The 21,028-nt window shown below is 45.4% G+C and carries 18 protein-coding genes; 14 read left to right on the top strand and 4 right to left on the bottom strand.

All coding sequences use genetic code 11. The annotated features are described in order from the left end of the window. Positions 1-19 precede the first annotated feature (19 nt). Entirely contained in the window at positions 20-1,612 is a 1,593-nt protein-coding gene (locus tag ACM1ND_RS03820) for a glycoside hydrolase family 32 protein (protein WP_418027083.1), read from the top strand. A 175-nt stretch (positions 1,613-1,787) separates the two neighbouring features. Here ACM1ND_RS03820 and ACM1ND_RS03825 read toward each other — a convergent pair whose 3' ends face one another. Beyond that, positions 1,788-2,252 (bottom strand): MarR family winged helix-turn-helix transcriptional regulator, encoded by a 465-nt coding sequence (locus ACM1ND_RS03825; protein WP_013369372.1) that lies wholly within the window; start codon positions 2,250-2,252, stop codon positions 1,788-1,790. A 290-nt stretch (positions 2,253-2,542) separates the two neighbouring features. On the opposite strand from ACM1ND_RS03825, the gene ACM1ND_RS03830 reads away from it, so the two are divergent. After that, positions 2,543-2,977: a hypothetical protein gene (locus ACM1ND_RS03830; protein WP_053324623.1), complete on the top strand. Its 435-nt coding sequence runs from the start codon at positions 2,543-2,545 to the stop codon at positions 2,975-2,977. Positions 2,978-3,184: 207 nt separating this feature from the next. Beyond that, entirely contained in the window at positions 3,185-4,522 is a 1,338-nt protein-coding gene (locus ACM1ND_RS03835; RefSeq protein WP_418027084.1) for an amino acid permease, read from the top strand. A gap of 21 nt (positions 4,523-4,543) precedes the next feature. Here the strand turns inward: ACM1ND_RS03835 and ACM1ND_RS03840 are convergent, their stop codons facing one another. Next, a complete protein-coding gene (locus tag ACM1ND_RS03840; protein WP_081047444.1) occupies positions 4,544-5,176 on the bottom strand; it encodes a LysE family transporter in 633 nt (210 codons plus the stop codon). Between the two features lie 271 nt (positions 5,177-5,447). Here ACM1ND_RS03840 and ACM1ND_RS03845 point away from each other — a divergent pair, with 271 nt between their 5' ends. The 6 genes from ACM1ND_RS03845 to ACM1ND_RS03870 all read left to right on the top strand — a co-directional run bounded on the left by ACM1ND_RS03845 (position 5,448) and on the right by ACM1ND_RS03870 (position 13,002). Next, positions 5,448-6,416 (top strand): SIS domain-containing protein, encoded by a 969-nt coding sequence (locus ACM1ND_RS03845; RefSeq protein ID WP_053324625.1) that lies wholly within the window; start codon positions 5,448-5,450, stop codon positions 6,414-6,416. Positions 6,417-6,444: 28 nt separating this feature from the next. After that, on the top strand, positions 6,445-7,257 hold the full coding sequence (locus ACM1ND_RS03850; RefSeq protein ID WP_069080921.1) for a PfkB family carbohydrate kinase: 813 nt from the start codon (positions 6,445-6,447) through the stop codon (positions 7,255-7,257). A gap of 96 nt (positions 7,258-7,353) precedes the next feature. Further along, positions 7,354-8,067 (top strand): GntR family transcriptional regulator, encoded by a 714-nt coding sequence (locus ACM1ND_RS03855; RefSeq protein ID WP_220026973.1) that lies wholly within the window; start codon positions 7,354-7,356, stop codon positions 8,065-8,067. A 135-nt stretch (positions 8,068-8,202) separates the two neighbouring features. Next, positions 8,203-9,786 carry an amidohydrolase gene (locus ACM1ND_RS03860; protein ID WP_418027085.1) on the top strand — a complete coding sequence of 528 codons (1,584 nt, stop codon included), beginning with the start codon at positions 8,203-8,205 and terminating at the stop codon, positions 9,784-9,786. Positions 9,787-9,788: 2 nt separating this feature from the next. Beyond that, the gene (locus ACM1ND_RS03865; RefSeq protein WP_028541024.1) at positions 9,789-11,219 is read left to right on the top strand and encodes a YfcC family protein; all 1,431 of its coding nucleotides are present in this window, start codon (positions 9,789-9,791) and stop codon (positions 11,217-11,219) included. A gap of 112 nt (positions 11,220-11,331) precedes the next feature. Further along, positions 11,332-13,002 (top strand): ribonuclease J, encoded by a 1,671-nt coding sequence (locus tag ACM1ND_RS03870; protein ID WP_418027988.1) that lies wholly within the window; start codon positions 11,332-11,334, stop codon positions 13,000-13,002. Positions 13,003-13,284: 282 nt separating this feature from the next. On the opposite strand, the gene ACM1ND_RS03875 is transcribed toward ACM1ND_RS03870, so the two are convergent. Continuing rightward, entirely contained in the window at positions 13,285-14,544 is a 1,260-nt protein-coding gene (locus tag ACM1ND_RS03875) for an NAD(P)/FAD-dependent oxidoreductase (protein ID WP_272639854.1), read from the bottom strand. A 291-nt stretch (positions 14,545-14,835) separates the two neighbouring features. Here ACM1ND_RS03875 and ACM1ND_RS03880 point away from each other — a divergent pair, with 291 nt between their 5' ends. The 3 genes from ACM1ND_RS03880 to nadE all read left to right on the top strand — a co-directional run bounded on the left by ACM1ND_RS03880 (position 14,836) and on the right by nadE (position 18,062). Further along, on the top strand, positions 14,836-16,575 hold the full coding sequence (locus ACM1ND_RS03880; protein ID WP_028541021.1) for a two-component system sensor histidine kinase NtrB: 1,740 nt from the start codon (positions 14,836-14,838) through the stop codon (positions 16,573-16,575). Between the two features lie 141 nt (positions 16,576-16,716). Continuing rightward, positions 16,717-17,151, top strand: a complete 435-nt coding sequence (locus tag ACM1ND_RS03885; protein WP_023986978.1) for a BrxA/BrxB family bacilliredoxin — start codon at positions 16,717-16,719, stop codon at positions 17,149-17,151. A 101-nt stretch (positions 17,152-17,252) separates the two neighbouring features. Then, a complete protein-coding gene (nadE, locus tag ACM1ND_RS03890; protein ID WP_025722646.1) occupies positions 17,253-18,062 on the top strand; it encodes an ammonia-dependent NAD(+) synthetase in 810 nt (269 codons plus the stop codon). A gap of 212 nt (positions 18,063-18,274) precedes the next feature. On the opposite strand, the gene ACM1ND_RS03895 is transcribed toward nadE, so the two are convergent. Continuing rightward, positions 18,275-19,102, bottom strand: a complete 828-nt coding sequence (locus ACM1ND_RS03895) for an alpha/beta hydrolase family protein (protein WP_028541020.1) — start codon at positions 19,100-19,102, stop codon at positions 18,275-18,277. Between the two features lie 184 nt (positions 19,103-19,286). Here ACM1ND_RS03895 and acpS point away from each other — a divergent pair, with 184 nt between their 5' ends. Next, entirely contained in the window at positions 19,287-19,691 is a 405-nt protein-coding gene (acpS, locus tag ACM1ND_RS03900) for a holo-ACP synthase (RefSeq protein ID WP_023986981.1), read from the top strand. Positions 19,692-19,695: 4 nt separating this feature from the next. Further along, entirely contained in the window at positions 19,696-20,928 is a 1,233-nt protein-coding gene (gene mutY / locus ACM1ND_RS03905; protein WP_071559311.1) for an A/G-specific adenine glycosylase, read from the top strand. Positions 20,929-21,028 lie beyond the last annotated feature (100 nt).

Raw genomic sequence — 21,028 nt, forward strand, 5'->3', positions numbered from 1 at the left:
GGTAAGGAGGATCGTCATAATGAGAAAAAAAGCTCCCAAGAGCATTTGGATACGATCCGTTGTAATCATCACAGGCTTAACTATATTTATAGCTATGGGATGGAGTATGTACCAAAAGGATGCAGCCAAACCCCAAAAACCTGCTGCAATTCCCAAAAATCAAGCTAATCAAAGTAAGCATAAAACACCGACCTATCGGGCATCCTATCATTTTACTGTTCCGGATAAGTGGAAGAATGATCCTCAACGGCCCATTTATTTTGATGGAAAATATCATTATTACTATTTGTATAATCGTGACTATCCCAAAAAGAACGGTACAGAATGGCGACATGCCACATCAACCGACCTGGTACATTGGAAAGATGAAGGGGTGGCGATTCCAAAATATACGAACCCAAATGGAGATCCTTGGTCCGGTTCGGTCGTGATCGATGATAATAATACCGCAGGTTTTGGAAAAGGCACGCTGGTAGCCATTGTGACACAGCCCTCCGCAGATGGCGGAAAGCAGGAACAATTTTTGTGGTACAGTAAGGACAAAGGCAAGACGTTTACTTCTTACCGCAACAAGCCTGTGATGTCCAACCCAGGTACAAAGGACTTCAGAGATCCCAAAATCATCCGAGATACTCAACGTAATCAATGGGTGATGGTCATGGCAGAGGGAACAAAGATTGGCTTTTATGAGTCTGATAATTTAAAGAATTGGCGGTATACGAGTGGCTTTCAAACGGAAAATATCGGGCTTGTGGAGTGTCCTGACCTTTACCGGATGCGTGCGGATGATGGAACCTATCAATGGATTCTAGGCGTGAGCGCCAATAGCAAATCAACAGGCGGGCCCAACACGTATGCCTATTGGACGGGAGATTTTAATGGAGAAGCATTTCTCCCTGATCACAGTGAACCTGAGTGGCTGGATTATGGGTTTGACTGGTATGGTGCAGTTACGTTCGAGGAAGGAAAAGACAAAGATAAATATAGTCACCGTTATGCTCTGGCCTGGATGAACAATTGGGATTATGCCAATAACACGCCTACCCTAAAGGAAGGCTTTAATGGAATGGATTCGATTGTTCGCCAAATTCGACTGAAACATACGGCAGATGCTGGATATCGATTGGTTTCACAGCCGGTACCCAATTTGGAGCGATTCCAAACATCCAAAAAATCATTAGGAACGATTAAAGTAGAGGGTACTCACCGGCTTCCGGTAGCAGGCGATGCCTATCAGCTAGAGGCGGATGTCTCTTGGTCCACGTTAAAAAATGTAGGATTGAGGCTTCGAGAGTCGACGGATGGCAAGCGTCATGTCGATGTGGGTGTCTCAGTGGACGGTCAATACTCTTACGTAAACAGAGCGAACACGGGGCAGCCGGATCAGAGTGGAAAATATGTAGAGAGCAAGGCGCCTTTTGATCCCGATAAGAAAAAGGTCCACCTGAACATTCTCGTCGATAAAACCAGTATTGAAGTGTTTGTCGATGGTGGAGAAGTAGCTTATTCCTCTTTAATATTTCCACGGTTAGAGGATCAGAAAATCACTCTGTTTTCCGATGGCGGTCCAGCAATTTTTAATAATGTAGTGGTCAAACATTTTAGTCGATAGCAGGTACTTATGCTGCTCGTAAGCTTGGGCATATTTCGCTCTATTCAGGTATATGAAAAGTCCACCCATGAATATAAGGGTGGACTTTTCTGTGTAAATCTAAATTTTTGTTTAGCACAGCTATAAGATTGTTCGTTTATTCACAAACGATCAGTTGCTAAAATTACTATTCGTTCTATTTGTGATAAGGTGACAGGTTATCAGCGCTACGGCCCAATTTTTTGAGCAAGCCGATGAGTTGATCTCTTTCGGTTTCACTGATTCCGCTAAAGGCACGTTCAATCTGACGTGTATAATCAGGATAAATTTCGTCCATGACACGTTGTCCTTCGTCCGTCAATTCTGCATATATAATCCGACGATCTTGGTCGCACGGGTGACGGTGCAAATAACCGCGGCTTTCCAGCTTGTCAATAACATAAGTGACATTTCCGCTTTGCAGAAGCAGCTTTGCTCCAATTTGTTGGATTGGCTGCGCGCCCTTGTGATATAAAACTTCCATCACGGCGAAGGCCGTTGGGTTGAAGCCCACCGTTTTGATGCCAGCAACCGCATGTTCGTTTACACTTTTGAATGACTTGGCAAACACGCTATACAAATGCATGGATTGCTGTGTCACCAATGTTCGGTAATCTATCATCTTCATTCCGCCTTTATGTATGGATTTGGGCATCCTTTGACCGCTCGGCTCGGATGACCGGGCAACCATACCCTTGTTACTAGCATAAAGGGATTTACGTAGCGAAAACATGCGATTTGTCACAGTAGCTGCTTTTTTAACTATTTAATTTCAAAGCTTTAAAGTAAATTTTTGAAAAATAAAGGTTTTGAATGTAAAAATACTGTTCCGGTTGGTTATATTAAAAATAACATACCTAACCTAATGAACCCCAATTAACAAAATAAGCTACTTCAGAGGAGATGAAACACATGGATACGGGTTCTTTCCGTTTTCAATTTCGTGATCCGCAGCAAGCTGCCCAAGCCTGTGAAACATTAAAGGAAATTGGATACTCTGCCAGCACAAATGGTGACACAGGACTCAGCGTTCATATTGAGAACCAGGATGTGCTGTCTGCATTGGAGATTTGCCAAGCCTACGAAGGAAGTATGATTGAGGCAGGGACTCTTTTCTCTAGACCGGATGCAATTCCCGATCTGCAAGGAAATGTCGGTGTACAAAATCCAGGTTATAGCCCGGAGGACTGGATTATCCCAGCGCACACGATCAATGAGGATTGGAGTGAAGCGTATAAAAACGGTTCCTCTCGAACGTACAGCAACACAACTGGGGAGCACAACGTCAGCTCTGATCAACAACCGGAAGACGAAGTGGATGGATTTTCTGGAAGCATCCATATTTGACCCAAATGATGACGCTATGTCGATTAGGCGGTTGTTTATGTTCCAAATGTTTTGTGAAGTAAAAAGCACCAGTAAACCTTGAGCGGGTTAGCTGGTGCTTTTTTATTGATAAAGAAGAGTCATTCATTCACATGAAATATATTGGAGAGGGCAATCTAAAGAATGGAGAGATCTGTCTCAAAATTCAGGAGTAGGGTGATTTTTTAAATGGACAAACCGTCTGATATGCAAAAAGAACAAAAACTAAAATGGTGGCAACTTAGCTTGTTAGGAGTTGCAGGTACTATCGGTACAGGATATTTTCTGGGGTCCGGCTTAGCGATTTCTATTGGCGGTCCAGCCGTACTGATTGCGTACTTTTTGGCAGCGGTTGGAACATATGTAGTGTTTGATGCTCTTTCACGAATGACGGCAGATCAGCCTGAACAGGGTTCTTTCCGTTCCTATGCCCAAAAAGCATTTGGAAGTTGGGCAGGATTCGGCAGTGGCTGGGTATATTGGTTTTCGGAACTCCTTATTAATGGGAGCCAGTTAACTGCGTTGTCTATATTCTCACGTTTTTGGTTTCCTCAGGTACCGATGTGGATCTTTGCAGCAGGCTTCGGGATTTTAGGGCTTGTGATTGTTTTTTTTGGCAATAAGGGTTTTGATCGAGTTGAAAATGTATTGGCCATCATTAAGATGGCAGCTATTGTTATGTTTCTGGTCTTGGCCGTTGCTCTTTTGGCAGGCTGGATCGGAGGAGGAAAATATAATCCAAAGCTCCCCAACAGTTACAAAGAGTTTTTCCCTACCGGCGGTATAGGATTGTGGTCATCTTTTATTTTTGCCTTTTATGCATACGGAGGTATTGAAGTGCTCGGAATTATGTCAAATCGGCTTCAAAAACCGGAGGATGCACCTAAAGCAGGAAAAGTAATGCTGGTTACACTGGTTGCAGTGTATGTGCTTTCGATTGGTCTGGCTGTGTCTATGGTGCCATTAAGTGCCTTTAACCCGAAAGAAAGTCCTTTTGTGCTTGCGCTCAGCAGCGATCATCTGGTTTTTATGCCCCATTTATTTAATGGAGTGCTTATTATTGCAGGGTTCTCAACAATGACAGCATCCCTATATGCAGAGACATCTATGATGATTACACTCGCACAGGAAGGAGATGCACCCACATTATTTTCACGGAAGTGGAAGGGTAAATATCCTCTATATGCACTTAGTTTGATCTCCGTTGGATTAATCTCAGCCATCGTAATGTCGTTGCTACTACCGGGAAAAGTATATGAATATATCACTACTGCAGCGGGTTTAATGCTGTTGTATAATTGGTGCTTTATTTTGCTGTCTTCAGGTAAGCTACTGGAATCGAGTAGATCAAACCATATTAAACGTTGGATTGGATTATTGTTGATAGCTATGGCTGTGGTCGGATCATTTTTTCATAAGCTTAGCCGTCCGGGAGTGTACATCAGCTTATTGCTTGTCTTGTTAATTGCAATATGTGACCTTATCGTACAATGGATTCGCCGAAAACATACGAAGGTATCTCGGTAATTTTGCCAAGAAGCCAAAGAGTTAGTGTAAAAAAAGTAATTGAAATGCTTGTACACCAAAATAAAAGCCAAAACCGATAAGAGATAATCCAGACATCCAAGAGATGGTTTTAAGCAATCCGGTTTTTAGAAACCTACGGAAAATACTTGAAGCGGCTGCCATAGTCACATCCCAGAGTAGCACACCTAATACAATCGCTCCGCTAAAGATCATTAGCTGTTGTACTGGATATGTATTAGCGACGTTTGCGAGTATGGACCCGTAAATCCCAAGCCAGAACAGGATGGAGAGGGGATTGAATAATGACATCAGGAAGCCCGCTAGAAATGAGTTGGTTAGGGTATTACCGTTTCCCCTTAATTCAGACTCTGAAATCACACCTGCATTTTTGATGCTTTCAACACCTGTATACACAAGTACGAAAAAACCAAACATCCATAAAAAAGCTTTGACAAACGGGGCATTAAGAAGGTGGATCATTCCCAAATAAACAAGCAACATATAGATTATATCTGCGGTTATTGCACCAAGCCCAATAAACCAGGCGTGCCAAAACCCATTCTTAATACCTCGATCCAACTGTGCGGCATTAATCGGTCCAATGGGAGCGGAAAGTGACAAACCGAGAAAAATATAACTGATAAACGTATTAATGTCCTTTTTCCTCCTTGAGTATTATTTGATGTTATGTATTTGTCTATATTAGTTTATTCGGACAAACCCATCTGTAAGACCATTTTTTTGTACGTATATTGCAGGAGTAGCCTCTAATCCCTTACATAAAAGGATTAGAGCTTTTTTAATGACAGGTTATAAAAAAAGTCTATTTGATCGAATAATTGGGCTTGACACTTTTATTGAAAGCGCTTATATTTATCTCGTAAACAATACGTTATATAACGTTATATAAAAGGGAGAGATAACAATGAATGTACATCAGACGGTTCAAACGATTTATGAACAAGCGAGTGGGAAGATTTCAGAGGTTTATTTAGTAGCCTGCGGGGGCTCATTAGTCGATATGTATCCCTCAAAATATTTTCTGGATAGTGAAGCAAAGAAGCTGGTAGCAGGCATGTATACGGCGAATGAGTTTGTGCACGCGCTGCCAAAACGTTTAGGTAAAAACGCAGTAGTCATCGTTTGCTCCCATGGTGGAAACACGCCGGAATCGGTTGCGGCTGCTAAATCAGCCAAAGAGAAAGGCGCTTACACCATCGGCTTAACCCACAATAGTGAAGCGACACTGCTCAATTATTCCGATTATTCATTCCTCTACGAATGGGGAGATGAGAGCGATGTCAAAAATAACCCTATGGCTATTATTTTAGAGCTTACTGTTGAGCTGCTTCAAATCGCTGAAGGCTATGTGCATTATCAAGCTTTCCAGAACGGCTTGGGAGCAATCAATGGAATTATTAACCGGGCAAAAATACAAGTTGAACCGCGTGCCAGTGTATTCGCTGACAAATATCGCAATGAAGATCTCTTCTATATTCTGACTAGCGGAGCTTCTTATGGACATGCCTACGGATTTGCTATCTGTTCTCTGATGGAAATGCAATGGCTCCATGCGGCTTCAATCCATTCCGGTGAATTTTTCCACGGTCCGTTTGAAGTAACGGATAAAGAAACTCCATTTATTCTGATGATCAACGAAGGACGCACACGGGCACTGGATGAGCGGGCACGGACTTTCCTGAGTCAATATGCCGAGAAAGTGGAAGTGATCGATGCGAAGGAGCTTGGAATCGGAACCATTGCCGACGAGGTCGTCGAGTTTTTTAACCCGGTTTTATTTTACAGCATTGTATGTGTTTATCGTGAAGCACTCGCAAATGTACGCAATCACCCACTGGAAACTCGCCGTTATATGGGCAAAGTAGCTTACTAAGCGCTCTTACCAACAGGAGGAAACCATCATGAAAGTTCTAGGCATTGGCGATAATGTGGTAGATAAATATGTTCATCTGCGCATGATGTATCCTGGCGGCAATGCGCTTAATTTCAGTGTATTTGCCAAAAAAGCGGGAGTAGATGCAGCCTTTATAGGAGTATTCGGAGATGATAACGAAGCGCAGCATGTAGAACACATTCTCCGTGAGCTGGAAATTGACATTTCACGGTGCAGATATCACAGCGGTGAGAACGGCTGCGCACGTGTAACCCTGGAAGACGGAGACAGAGTATTTCTGGGCAGCAATGAGGGAGGAGTTACACGTCTCCATCCGCTGGAGCTGAGTGAAGAAGACAAGGCCTATGTTGGCGGATTCGACCTTATACACACGGGCTTGTACAGTCATACAGGGCACTTGCTGCCTGAATTGGAGACGCTGGGAATCCCTCTTTCTTTTGACTTTTCGGATGATTTCGTAGATGCACAAGTGGAGAAATATATTGCGTATGCCGATTTCGCTTTCTTCTCTTGCAGCCATATGACGGATGAAGAGACACAGAACTATATCCGCTCCAATCGAAAAAAAGAGGGGCAAATCCTGGTAGCCACACGCGGTGGAGATAGGTCTATTGCCTATGATGGTACTAAGTTCTATTTTCAAATGCCTGATTCCGTTGACGCTGTGGATACGATGGGGGCAGGAGACTCTTATATAACCGCCTTTTTACTGAGTTTTTTAAAAAATAGCAACATTCAGGACGCTATGGCAGAAGGCTCGAGGGTTGCCGCCCAGAGCTGTCTGGTAGAAGGTTCTTTCGGATACGGCGTCCGCTACTAATAAAATATTTTCAAATATCTTCACTTGTAAGAATATGTAACATTTGATACTCTAAGTGGGAGTAATATAACGTTATATGACAAGTGAGGGCACATTATGTTGAATTCAGACCAAGCAGAGCCATTATATATTCAATTACAAAAAGCAGTCAAAACCGCTATTCATAATGGAACATTTACGCAGGGAAGTCGTATACCTACCGAAACTGAGCTAAGCGAGACCTACAATGTAAGTCGAATTACCGTAAGAAAAGCAATTGCCGAATTGGTTCATGAAGGTTATCTGACCAAACGTCAAGGAAAAGGTACCTTTGTCAATGTACCCAAAATTGGGCGGAAGATTGAACATATCATCAGCTTTACAGCTGCCTGCAAATCCAACGGCCTCTCTTCACACAGTGTGGTCACAGAACGTGAAATCATAGAAGCAGATGAGGAAATTGCACATCAGTTGCAGCTGCCACAAGGAGAAAAAGTGTTATTTATTCAGCGCAAGAGATACGCCGGTGATCGACCGCTAATGCTGGAGAATAACTTTTATCCTTATGACCGATTTTCTTTTCTAATGGAAGAACAGTTGGAGGGCTCTGTATACGAACTGCTGCGTCATAAATACAGCATCGATCCTAACCAACCGGGAGAGACGATATTACAAATCGCTTTGGCGGATGAATACCAAGCAAAGCTGCTGGAGACGGCCATCGGACAGGCGTTGTTCTACATGCACACGATTATTTATGATCAGCATGGAAGCCCCGTTCATGTAGGTAAGCAGTACATCATTGGAGACCGTTATCAATTCTCAATATAAATCCGTTGCCTGTTAGGTAATGTTATTCAGGTACGGCGCAGCTTCTGCTTCCACTTCATAAGAGAAGCAGAAGCAATATTATAACGTTATATTACGTTATGTTATAGGGCGGATAAATAATGAGGGGGTGAAATTGTGCAAGGGAAGAATGACACATTATCGGACAAAGTTTTACTGTCAAATGCTATTTTTAATGGCTTGGAAAATGAAGCCTCACCTGGGTTTATTGCACTGCGAGGAGAATGTATTGCAGCAGTGGGGCGTCCCGAGGAAGCACAAGCTTGGATAGGAGCGGGAACGGTTGTCTGTGATTTGGGTGATGCTTTTATCATGCCAGGAGTTCATGACAACCATGTATTTTTTACCGGATATATGTCGATGCATCGGGGCGTGGATTTGACTCATGCAGCCTCGATTGAAGAAGCAGTGGAATCCATGCTACAAGCGGCAAACAATCTTCCGCCAGGGAAAGATGTAACCGCTTACGGTTGGAGCGAGGAAGGATGGGGCAAGCTGCCTGAGCAAAGCTTGTTGGACGAGCTGTTCCCTGATCGGGCGGTAATTGCCATTAACCTAAATAAAAGCTACTGCTGGATGAACCGACTGGCTCAGGAGAAATATCAATTTTTGCCGGATCAATGCAGTGCTGAGGCACGAGCTTTGCTACTCCAAGCTATGATGCAGGACCACAGCCTTGTCAAACAAGAGTTTTTGGAGTTTTGCCGCATACTAGCTGCACGAGGAGTTACTTCCATAAAAGATATTGGCTTTGACCGGCATAGCGAGCTGCTGCCGATTCTAGAAGAATTGAAAGAAACAGGGGAACTGCCACTCCGATTTCATTTCTCGCTTGAACCCGTTGTTGAATCGCTTGATATTGCCACCGGTATGAAGTATAAAGCACTTTATAATGGAGACCTTATTCGTTTCCAAGGATACAAGCTGATGCTTGACGGTGTCGTAGCAGATCATACGGGGGACATGCTGGAACCTTACGCAGATATGCCCGGAGTAACGACTTTGAGGACGGTTGACTACAAAAAGATTGAAGCCTCTGTGCTGGAAGCAGACAGCCAAGGTATCAAATGCTGCCTAACTGCAGAAGGTGATGCTGCGATTCGCCAAGCGGTATCCATGATTGAAAAATGCCGCGAACAACAAGGTAATCACCTTATCAGACATTCGATCAGTGATCTAGAGTATCCTCATCCAGATGATCTGATCAGAATGGGTGAAAACGAAATTTTTGCCGAAGTCTACGCTCAAATCCTGCTACTGAATCCAACCTATGAAGAGGCCTATATGCCTGTTGTGGTAGGCAAAGGTAATGAAAATCGGTTTTATAATTATAAATCTATGCTGGAGGCTAACGTGCCAATAACCATTGGGACTGATCTGCCCTTATTTATCACGAGTGTTCCCGATTCACTGTACTCAGCTTCTCATCGGTTATTTCCGGACGGATCACCTGCTGGAGGCTGGTATCCCGATCGGGGGATGCCGCCATCCGAAGTTTTAAAGGCATGGACCATTAATGGAGCCAAACATTGTTATATGGAAGAGGTTACAGGCACGCTAGAGGCTGGAAAATATGCTGACATCGCCGTTTTTGATCGCGACCTCCTTAACGCATCCGCTGGTGACATCAGGGACGCCCAAGTGATATTGACCATTATGGGAGGGAAGGTTACGTATAACCATTCTTGGAATGAGGGATAAACATGAACATCAAGAATATGAAATGGAAATTATCCTTGCCCCATAGCTATACTTTAATATTTTTGATTATTATTACAGTCGCCGCATTGACATGGATTGTGCCCAGCGGACAATTTGAGCGTCATGAAGTGACAGTGAACGGTGTGACCAAAACGGCGATCGTTTCGGGAACCTATCACACTGTACCCAAAACTGGTGAGAACGGTGATTTAAGACAAGGACTCCCTCAAATCCTAAGCGCTCCTATTGAGGGGATTATCAATGCCGCGGATGTGGTCTCTTTTGTCCTTATTGTGGGCGGCTCCTTCGGGATTATACTGCAGACGGGAGCCATCGATCGTGCCCTGACAGCTCTTGCCAGACGGCTGAAGAATAAGGGGATTCTGCTTATTCCAATTGCCATGGTTATATTCAGTCTCGGAGGCTCTACCTTTGGGATGAGCGAAGAAATTATTCCGCTTTATGCGATTTTTATTCCGTTAATGTTTGCCCTAGGCTTCGATTCTATGACTGCTATTCTCATTCTATTTCTGGGAACGCAAATTGGCTATGTTGGTTCGACTGTTAATCCATTTTCAGTATTGATTGCCCAGGGGATCGCAGGAGTGGAGGGGAATCCTCAGCTCTGGCTGAGATTTATTGAATGGCTTGTATTTACTATGATTTCTATTGTCTTTACGATGTGGTATGCGCATCGGGTTAAGAGAAATCCGGAGAAATCCATTGTTTTTCAGAGTGATATTATAAATCGTGAGCAATTTATAAAAGAAAATACAGGTGAGGACGTCGTCTTCACGTTTCGGGACAAATTAATAATAGGTGGATTTATTGTAACGCTTGGAGCAATTGTCTGGGGAATTTTGTCCAAAGGCTGGTATATGACTGAAATTGGTGCCCTTTTCTTCGCACTCGGTCTTTTTGTCGGGGTAGTTACTAAAATGAGCCAGAAGGAAATAGCTGAGAATTTTGTAAAAGGGTGTGGAGAATTCATCTACGCTGCAGTGATCATAGGTCTCGCCCGCGGAATTCTGATCATCGCCGAGCAGGGTATGATCATCGATACCGTATTGAATGCACTCGCAAGCATTCTGGAAGGATTGCCAAGTTACTTGTTCACTACCATTATGTTGGTTGCACATAATATTATTACTTTCCTAGTCCCATCTTCTTCGGGGGAAGCAGCACTAACCATGCCTGTACTTGCACCGCTTGGCGATCTTGTAGGTATCAATCGTGAAGCAGTAGTCACAGCGTACCAATTCGGTAACGGGTTAACCAATCTAATTTCACCGACAGGCGGAGTACTGCTGGCGGGATTGGCCATTGCCCGGATCAGCTTTGGACAGTGGCTGAAGGTAATCTTCAAGCTATTCCCGATCCTGTGGTTAGTTGCTGCTATTTTTGCTGCTATTTCGGCTGCGGTGGGTATCTAATAAATCAAGTGAGAGCCCCTGTCTTTTAGAGACAAGGGTTTCTTTTTGTGCATAAGTTTACGTGGAAAATGAATAATATGGATAGCATTTTCCTAAGGAGGAAATAAAATTGATGCATGCTGATAATAGATTACTCATTGCTGCTCTAGGCGGTGTTAATGAAATCGGGAAAAACATGTATTTTATCCAATACGATCGGGATATTGTCGTTATCGATTGTGGTTCCAAGTTTCCTGATGAGAACTTGCCTGGTATTGACCTCATTGTGCCGGATGTCACCTATCTGCTGGAAAATCAGGATAAAGTCAGAGCGCTCATTGTGACTCATGGGCATGAGGATCACATCGGAGGTATTCCCTATCTGCTGAAGCAGATTAATATGCCCGTTTATGGCACAAAGCTCACCATCGAATTAATTAAGATTAAGTTAAGGGAGCACAACCTTTTACGTGATGCTGAGCTTCATCTTATAGATGCGGATTCAACCGTTCAAGCGGGAACGATTCAGGCATCCTTTTTCACTACCGTCCACAGTATCCCGGATTGCCTGGGTGTCTTTTTTCAGACACCGGAAGGAAATGTGGTCCATACCGGGGATTTCAAATTCGATATGTCTCCCGTCAGTGGACCTTTCCCCGATCTTCATCGCATGGCTGAAATAGGAAAGAAGGGGGTAAAAGTGCTGCTCTCCGAAAGTACAAATGCCGAAAGGCCAGGATTTACTCCTTCAGAACGTTTGGTTGGCGGACATATTTTGGATGCTTTTGCCAGAGCCAAACAGCAAGTATTTATTTCTACGTTTGCATCCAATGTGAACCGTGTCCAACAAGTCATTGACGCGGCTGTAGAAACAGGCAGAAAACTCGTTCTACTGGGTCGCAGCATGATAAATGTGGTGTCAGTGGCTAAGGAGCTGGGTTTCTTGCACATGCCTGAGGACTTGTTGATTGAGGCGGGAGAAACAGAACGGTTTCCTGCAGAAGAAATTGCTATTTTATGTACAGGAAGTCAGGGCGAGCCAATGGCTGCACTGTCCCGTCTAGCCAATTCCCTTCATCCCAGAATCGAAATTTTGCCTGGTGATACTGTAATCATTGCTGCAGGAGCCATACCCGGGAATGAACGGAATCTTTCCCAGGTCATTGATAACCTGTACGTACTGGGCGCCAACGTTATTTATGGATCAGGCAGCACCACAGGGATGCACGTGTCCGGTCATGGCAGCCAGGAAGAATTAAAATTAATGATGACCCTGATGAAACCCGAGTTTTTAATTCCCATACACGGCGAATTCAGGATGTTGTATCAGCATCGTCAGCTAGCGGAGTCTGTGGGGATTCCGATGGAGAATGTATTTATCGTCCATAACGGTGACACTGTTCAAATCGAAGAGGGAAGGGCATCCCTAGGCCCCAAAGTAGCAGCAGGCAATAGCTTGGTAGACGGATTGGTCACAGGGGACGTAGGTAATATTGTACTGCGAGACCGTAAAAAGCTTTCATCAGACGGAATGCTGATTATTGTGATGACGTTGAGCAAAAACGAGAAGCAAATGCTCGCAACGCCAGAGGTCATATCAAGAGGGTTTGTATATGTTAAGGATTCCGAAGAGCTCATGAGCCAGATCCACGACACGATTATGTCCACAGTGAACGAGTTAACAGAAATCGAAATGAGTCAGTGGGGACTGATTAAGCAGATGTTAAAAGATGATGTTGGCCGGTTTATTTACAGTCAGACGAAGAGAAGACCCATGATTTTACCTATCATTATTGAGGTATAGAATAGCGGCAAACGTCAAAACAAGATGGAGCTTGTTCTTTACGCCATTTTTAAAAAAAGGCTTAAATCAGTAACATGACTGATTTAAGCCTTTTTGATTTCCTTCCTACTTTTCCTATAAGAATGCGGATGTAATGGCGGTTTCTAGCGAAGCGGAGGATTTGAATCTGGAGAAGCGACAGCGTTCGCCTTTGCCACGGAATTCTTACCCTTAAATGTTTTATATAATCAAGAGAATCCCGTGGCAACAGCGATCGTAAGATCAAATCCTACGCGCAGCGTCTTAATCGCTTACGGCCGCTTGGGTTCCTGCTGTATGCCCTGTCGTAAACGCTGCTGTAATATTATAACCTCCAGTGTAACCATGAATATCGAGAATCTCACCGCAGAAGAACAATCCAGGCATCAGCTTGGACTCCATTGTTTTCGGATTAATTTCCTTCAAATTCACACCGCCCCCGGTAACAAATGCTTCCTTCAGAGAGAGCGTACCGTTCACACGGATTGGAAACGCCTTAATGCGATGAGCAAGTTCTTGCCACTGCTGCTTGGGAATATGATCATAGGTCAAGTCCTCACGCAGTTCGGCTTGCTGGAGCAACAATGGAATTAAGCGTTCCGGTAAATAAGGCTTAAGCACGTTTTTGATCGCTTTTTTAGCATCGACCGATGCCAATTCCAGCGTCTCACGGTAGACTTCATCGGCATGTTTGTGAGGCTGCAAATCGAGAGTCAACAACACCGTGTTCACCTTATCCTTTTTCATTCCCTTGACGACAAACTGACTGCACCGCAAAGCAGTCGGGCCAGATAGACCAAAATGTGTAAAAATCATATCTCCTTCATGGACGACAACTTTCTTTTGCTTCGCATTCCATACGGTCAGACTGATGTCGCGTAAGGATAGTCCCTGAAGCTCTTTCGTCTGGATAAACGTCTCGCCTGAGGTCAACGGCACCTCTGTTGGATACAGCTCCGTAATGGTATGCCCTGCTTGTTCTGCCCATGCATAGCCGTCACCTTCCGAGCCTGTATGCGGGACGGATTTGCCACCAACGGCTACAATGACATTACGGCTATGTAGGATTTCACCGGAACGCAGTCGCACCCCAGCTGTATGACCTTCATTGTAAATAACCTCTTGAACAGGACAGCTTGTCCGAATCTCGACTCCTTGAGAGCGTACCTTGTTGATCAAAGCATCGACAACTGTTTTGGCTTTGTCCGTCACTGGAAACATACGCCCGTTGTCTTCTTCCTTTAAGGCTATACCCAACTGTTCAAAAAAGGCGATGATATCCCGATTGCCGAAAGCCGCCAGTGCACTGTGCAGAAATCGGCCATTGCCGGGAATGTGCCGTATGAGTTCGTCCAGCTCTTTGGCATTCGTGACATTGCAACGGCCTCCACCAGAGATCCCCAGCTTACGCCCGAGTTTATTTCCCTTTTCCAGCAAAAGCACCTTGGCACCTTCACCGCTGGCAGCAGCAGCAGCCATTAATCCGGCTGAGCCGCCTCCGATCACAATAACGTCGTAAGTCATTAACCTCTTCCTTTTCGTCGACAAATTTTCAAAATCATTCAGAACGGCGTAACCGATTTTTCATCATAACGTAATACCGTCACTTTAGATAGATTTCGAGTACAGTAAACGCGTATATCTTTCAATTGTAGGGATATGGATTGCGTAAAAACGCTCCTCTTATAAACATCTAGTATTTAGCAAATTTTGTCGTTCTACACCGGGATTTTAACACATATATTGTAATATATTGTAGCCTGTGCTTTAATTCAACTAACGGCGTCAAGGAAAGATGATGAGGGGGAGAAGTCCTTGTTAATTGCGTTGAAGGAAAGTGTGCTCCAAGTTCTCCTTGCCGTTATATCGGCGGGTTTTTTCTCTATATTAACGGATTATGGGGATAAGAAAAAGGTTTGGGGTGGCAATCTGCTTCCTGGACCCAATCAAGGAATACTGTATTTGTGTTGCTTGCCAGCCATATTGCTATGTACACTCTTTCAATATCAGTCTCCATATGGTCTACCTTCCAATCTCGGTATTATTCCCCTTGCAGTTGGCATCATGTACGGTAGACGTCGCACTGCCTTCGTGCTCGCCGCTTCCGCACTGATGGGAGTCCTAATTATAGCCCAGTCGACAGAAATGTCCCCGATGTATGTGGGCACGGGTTTTATCCTTTTTCCTTTTATGCTCCTGCATGTCAAGTTTTTTCAAAGAGGAACAATGTTGGACAAAAAGCTCCTGATCTCCGCATATGTTGTGGCTGATATGCTGTTTAAGGCGATATTTCCGCTACTGTGGGGCAAACAGGATATTGCGGTATACATTCCTGACTTACTTACAACGTTTTGGAATATTGGTGCAGGGGTACTGGCAAGTTTTACGGTCGTGAGCCTGATGCATAATGCCTTTGAGAAGCTGGCGTTACGGCGTGATGTGACTGAGTTTACGAGCAAATATTTAATTGAAGTGGATAAGCTGCGTCAAGTTATGGATTTGATGCCGTTATCTCTTGTTACTTTGGACAGCGAAGAACGAGTTATACATATGAACAAAACGATGCTGGAACTCTATCGGGACTACGATCCCTACATTACGCTGCCTGAGGTAGTAGGTCGTCCATTCACCTCGTTATATGGTTTTAGCGCTTTGCCTGCGGTTAACGAACGAGTTGCGAAAGCGTTGGAAGGAGAGGCGGGGGCTGATTTTATAAATGTTACCCCCAAAGTATTCTTCTCAAGTTTCCTTCCTATTCGGGATAAACATGCAAACCAAACGACAGGTGTCATTATCGCCTTGCAAGATATTACAGAGCTGGAGACGCTGCGCAGTGAGCTGGGTAATTTTGAAAGGCTCAGTCTGGTTGGACAGATGGCAGCAGGCATTACTCATGAAATACGTAATCCGATGGCGGTTGTGCGTGGTTTTTTACAGCTTATGCGTGAGAAAAGCCCAGAATCCCTCAACCATTATTACCGCATTGTGATGGAGGAACTTGACCGGGCGAACGGGATTATTAACGATTTTCTTTCACTGGCCCAGAATCGAATTGTCGAGAAGGAGCAATGTCATCTGCATGATATTATTCGCGAACTGACGCCTTTATTGTGGGCAGATGCGAATCTGAGGGGACAGACGATTGAGCTAAAGTTAGAGGATCATGTGACGATGCTGCATTTGAACCCTAAGGAAATGAAGCAATTGCTGCTTAATTTATCGCGTAATGCGATGGAAGCTATGGGGGAAAAGGGAGTGCTGACCATTTCGACTCATGAGGAAGGGGATTTCGTGGAAATGGAAGTAAAGGATACAGGTCCGGGAATTCCGCAAAAGCAGCTTGAAAAGCTGTTCCAACCTTTTTACACTACGAAAACGAAAGGTACAGGTCTAGGTCTGGCCTTATGTCAAAGTATAGTGGAGCGTCATCACGGTACAATTGCCGTAGATTCGGTGGAGGGAATGGGCACGCAGTTTAAAGTTCGATTGCGTAGAACCGTTCCGACTTACCGGGATCATTCTGAGTTTCCTGTCATGAATTCGATACAGAAATAATCGTGCAAATATATAGCCGGATTTTTGCAAATTACGTGAAAAAGATTGTATAATGAAGTTTAGATGTCCATGCCTTTACTACGGCAAAGGATGAAATTAGAAACGTAGTATACATGATTTTTGGAAAAGGAGTGAAAGAATATGTCTATGTCTTTCGATCAATATATGAGAGATTCAGTTCAGCCAATGCGTGATGAACTGACGAATCTTGGGATTCAGGAACTGCGTACTTCTGAAGATGTGGAGGCCAAGCTGCCTAATGCTAAAGGTACAGTGCTGGTTGTTGTGAACTCGGTATGTGGTTGTGCCGCAGGCCAATGCCGCCCAGGTGTGGCTGAAGCACTGAAGCATGATCTTACGCCAGATCATCTGTATTCGGTTTTTGCCGGACAGGACAAGGAAGCAACAGCAAAGGCTCGCGAATTTTTCGCACCTTACCCACCGTCTTCCCCTTCTATCGCGTTGTTGAAAGACGGCGAGCTGGTTCACTTCATCGAGCGTCATCAGGTGGAGGATCGTTCGGCAGATCAGATCGCTGCTGATTTGACCAGTGCATTTGATCGTTTTTGCCGGTAAGACTGCTCAAGCTATGCCCCGCATTTTTCGCCTGCGAAACTTGCCGGGGCTTTTGCATGTTGGCTTGTGAAGGAAATTCCTAAAAAAGAGGTGCTTATCTGATGAGTTTGCAGGAACAGATTATTGCTGAATTGGGAGTACAGCCTACGATTAACGTAGAAGCGGAGGTCCGCAAGCGTGTGGATTTCCTCAAGTCGTATGTAACGAAAACGGGAAGCAAAGGGCTGTTGATCGCCATCAGTGGTGGGATTGACAGTGCCGTAGCAGCCGCTTTGTGCAAGCGGGCTACAGATGAATTGACGCAGGAGCAAGGGGACGAATACAAAACGCTGGGTGTATTCCAGCCATATGGCCAACAGGAAGATATCGAGCATAGCTACGCGGTAGCCAAAGCGTTCGACCTGAAATATGCTGGGGAAACGAACATTAAGGAAGCCGTGGACAAGGTTGCCGTGGAAGTGGAGCATACGTTAAAGGATATCGGTCTGGAGCGTTCCATTACTCCGCAAGTGAGAGGGAATGTAAAGGCAAGAACACGTATGGTGGTTCAGTACGCACTCGCGAATGAGCTGAATCTGCTCGTCGTTGGCACAGATCACGCTTCAGAAGCCATCACAGGCTTTTATACCAAATGGGGCGATGGAGCGGTCGATATTACGCCACTTAGCACGCTTAACAAACGTCAGGTGCGCTTGCTGGCCAGCTATCTCGGAGTTCCGCAGGCCATTTTGGACAAAGCGCCTACAGCAGGATTGTGGGAAGGCCAGACGGATGAAAAAGAACTGGGGATCTCCTACGAAGCAAACAGCGACTACCTAGAAGGCAAGGAAATTGACCCGGCGGCACGCGAAAAGCTGGAAAGCTTCTTTACACGTACAGCGCATAAGCGGACAAGCATCCCAGGAGTGTAAGCATTAATCATTATGGAATTGTAAAAATGCTCAAGTGAGGATTTTGCAAAAATCCAATAAGCGATTTTCAATAAACAATATATAGATCGAAATGGTCTAGTTCGTCTATATATTGCACTTGGAGCGACTGGAATCGAATTTTGCAAAATCCTGAAGTAAATAAATGCGGCGATCCGCCTGGCGGATCGCCGTTTGTATTGAAGGGGCAATAATTAATTGGCGATCCACTCAATGAAGCGGCGGGTTTCGGTAATCGCCTGATCGAGTGGAAGACTGCCTCCCTGGAATGGATGAACGGTATTAAAGGTATGAGTGCCGCCTTGAATTTGTACCCATTCGATGTCGGGACGAACGGAAGTGAGCAGGGCAGAGCCTTCCCGTAGACGTTTGGAATCTTCGGTTCCCTGGATCAGTACAGCTGGGAGCTGGCTGTTGGCAAGTCTGTCTACAATGGCAAAACGCTGGCGATTTTGTTCCAGGTCTTCCAGAATGACAGCATCCAGCGGAAGCTGTTGTCCGGTTCTGGCGTTTTCCACATAGCTGCGCCCCTTGGCGCGCATTTCTTCTTTTTGCGGTAAAGTAAACAGATCAAGATCTGTCACGCCATTCCATGAAATGACGCCAGCAATCTCACCGGGATGATCTAGAGCATATACAAAGCAGCTCCCCGCGCCTCGGCTATGTCCTAACAGAAACAACGGCAATTCTCTGAACTCATGACGTGCTCTCAGATTGGATAGCAATAGTTCCAAATCCTCTTGTTCGCGGCTATAGGTGTTGCGTGCGAACTTTTCCAGCTCGGTAAAATTCTCTAGATCCTCACCTATGCCATTATGTGAAAAGTTGAAGGTCACAACATGGTTATCCATACTCAATGCTTCTGCTATATAGGGGAACATGCCCCAATCCTTAAATCCTTTGTAGCCGTGAGCGATGATGAGCAGGCTTTTGGCTGTATTTTTAGCGGGAAACCAGGAAGCGCGGATCACCGCATCTGTTCCTGCTTCGGTACCTGCTTCAACAATAATGGTTTCTGACATCCTATCCTTCCTTTCTACGGGAATTTTTTTTAATGGGCATATCAGCTGAATTTCAAAACATTCACCTATAGCCTTTCTTATTTTAACATATTTTGGTGCCGGTTTTACGCCTTTGTGACTCGCCAGGGTGTGGACGCACTGTTACAATAGATCCAGTAAAGTAAAAAGGACGGGGAATACCCAAATGATCTACGGAATTGGACATGATGTGCTGGAAATAAACCGTATGGCTAATATTTTGGCAGGTAAATATGCAGATTCGTTTTTGAATCGGGTGCTGACCCCGGCAGAACGTGAGCTTGCTGTGGAACGCAAGGGTAGACTAACGGAGTTCGTAGCAGGGCGCTTTGCCGCCAAGGAAGCGATAACGAAAGCCTTCGGTTGTGGAATTGGGCAAATCATCGGGTTCGGCGATATGGATATTTTACCGGAACCTGGGGGGAAGCCAGTAGTTTATTTGTCTTCATCCGCGTGGGATAGACTGAGGTTGCCGTCTACAGGTGACTCGAATTACAGCATTCACTTGAGTATTACACATCAGCCTAACATTGCCTCTGCTTTTGTGATTGTCGAATATAAGGAGATGTGATGTGATGACTACAAATACATTGGAACAAAAGCGTTATTTCAGCTTTGAACTGTTGAATTGGTATACACGTAACAAACGCGATTTGCCGTGGCGCCGCCATCGGAATCCTTTTTATATCTGGATCTCGGAAATTATGCTTCAGCAGACGCGTGTGGATACGGTCATTCCGTATTTTAACCGCTTTATTGCACGTTTTCCTACAATTGAAGCGCTGGCGGAAGCACCCGAAGAGGATGTGCTTAAGCTGTGGGAAGGGCTGGGTTATTATTCGCGGGCCCGGAATTTGCAAACTGCGGCAAAACAAGTAGTTGAGCTTCACGGCGGGCAGGTACCGGATGATACACAAGCTGTCGCTGCACTGAAAGGAGTAGGCCCATATACGACGGGGGCGATTATGAGTATCGCCTTTAACCGACCAGAGCCTGCTGTGGACGGGAATGTGATGCGTGTGCTGTCGCGTTATTTTCTCATTGAAGAGGATATTATGAAGGGTAGCACGCGGGCGCATATGGAAAGTCTGGTACGGGAGCTGATTCCCGAAGGAAGAGCCTCTGATTTTAATCAGGCTCTGATGGAGCTGGGGGCGCTGGTCTGCACGCCGAAGTCGCCTCATTGTCTGACCTGCCCGGTCATGGAGCATTGCTCGGGCAGATTGGCAGGTCGCGAGGAGACACTGCCGGTCAAGACCAAGGCGAAGCCGCCTCGGCTGGAGCCGCGCTCCGTCGCTCTCATCGAGGGCAGCGGAGCGAACGCCGGCCGCTTGCTCGTACGGCAGCGCCCGGCCAAGGGCCTGTTGGCCCGCATGTGGGAGCTGCCGCATGAGCTTGCCGGGCCGGAGGGCTACAACGGCCCGGTGCCGGATGAGCCCGCCATGGACCATTTGGCGGCTCATTTGCTGGCAGAGGGCGTGCTTGCGCGCCCGGTGCGGTTTGTACGTGAGGCGGAGCACACGTTCAGCCACATTCACTGGAACCTACGTGTGTTCCAGTGTGAAGAGGTCGCCGCCCCTGCCGGGGAGGCGGGAGGACAACCGCTGGCTGCCGAGCAGCGGGCCAGCTACAGTACCGGAGCGAAGCCGGGGGCGTTGATTACGCTGGCAGAGCAGGCGGAGTACACGCGCAATGTGCTGCCAGCGGGGTACCGCTGGATCAGCGAGGCGGATATGGCCACCTTGGCATTTCCCAAGGTGTTCCTTGATCTGATCACCGAGTATTATGCGAAGCAAAAAGAGAACTAATTATCAAACTAAAGGTTTTGCCCATAAAAGATGGTAGTTAAAAAAATAGCGGCAGTATGGACATGAGGTTGATCCATACTGCCGCTATTTTTCTGTTTTT

It is taken from the genome of Paenibacillus sp. JJ1722, from assembly GCF_048282685.1.
GTDB lineage: Bacteria > Bacillota > Bacilli > Paenibacillales > Paenibacillaceae > Paenibacillus > Paenibacillus polymyxa_B.

Coding starts and splice junctions, on each gene's coding strand:
- nadE (WP_025722646.1), top strand. CDS start 17,253: ATGAGTTTGCAGGAACAGATTATTGCTGAATTGGGAGTACAGCCTACG.
- ACM1ND_RS03855 (WP_220026973.1), top strand. CDS start 7,354: ATGTTGAATTCAGACCAAGCAGAGCCATTATATATTCAATTACAAAAA.
- ACM1ND_RS03875 (WP_272639854.1), bottom strand. CDS start 14,544: ATGACTTACGACGTTATTGTGATCGGAGGCGGCTCAGCCGGATTAATG.
- acpS (WP_023986981.1), top strand. CDS start 19,287: ATGATCTACGGAATTGGACATGATGTGCTGGAAATAAACCGTATGGCT.
- ACM1ND_RS03850 (WP_069080921.1), top strand. CDS start 6,445: ATGAAAGTTCTAGGCATTGGCGATAATGTGGTAGATAAATATGTTCAT.
- ACM1ND_RS03825 (WP_013369372.1), bottom strand. CDS start 2,252: ATGATAGATTACCGAACATTGGTGACACAGCAATCCATGCATTTGTAT.
- ACM1ND_RS03820 (WP_418027083.1), top strand. CDS start 20: ATGAGAAAAAAAGCTCCCAAGAGCATTTGGATACGATCCGTTGTAATC.
- mutY (WP_071559311.1), top strand. CDS start 19,696: ATGACTACAAATACATTGGAACAAAAGCGTTATTTCAGCTTTGAACTG.
- ACM1ND_RS03845 (WP_053324625.1), top strand. CDS start 5,448: ATGAATGTACATCAGACGGTTCAAACGATTTATGAACAAGCGAGTGGG.
- ACM1ND_RS03830 (WP_053324623.1), top strand. CDS start 2,543: ATGGATACGGGTTCTTTCCGTTTTCAATTTCGTGATCCGCAGCAAGCT.
- ACM1ND_RS03870 (WP_418027988.1), top strand. CDS start 11,332: ATGCATGCTGATAATAGATTACTCATTGCTGCTCTAGGCGGTGTTAAT.
- ACM1ND_RS03865 (WP_028541024.1), top strand. CDS start 9,789: ATGAACATCAAGAATATGAAATGGAAATTATCCTTGCCCCATAGCTAT.
- ACM1ND_RS03895 (WP_028541020.1), bottom strand. CDS start 19,102: ATGTCAGAAACCATTATTGTTGAAGCAGGTACCGAAGCAGGAACAGAT.
- ACM1ND_RS03835 (WP_418027084.1), top strand. CDS start 3,185: ATGGACAAACCGTCTGATATGCAAAAAGAACAAAAACTAAAATGGTGG.
- ACM1ND_RS03885 (WP_023986978.1), top strand. CDS start 16,717: ATGTCTATGTCTTTCGATCAATATATGAGAGATTCAGTTCAGCCAATG.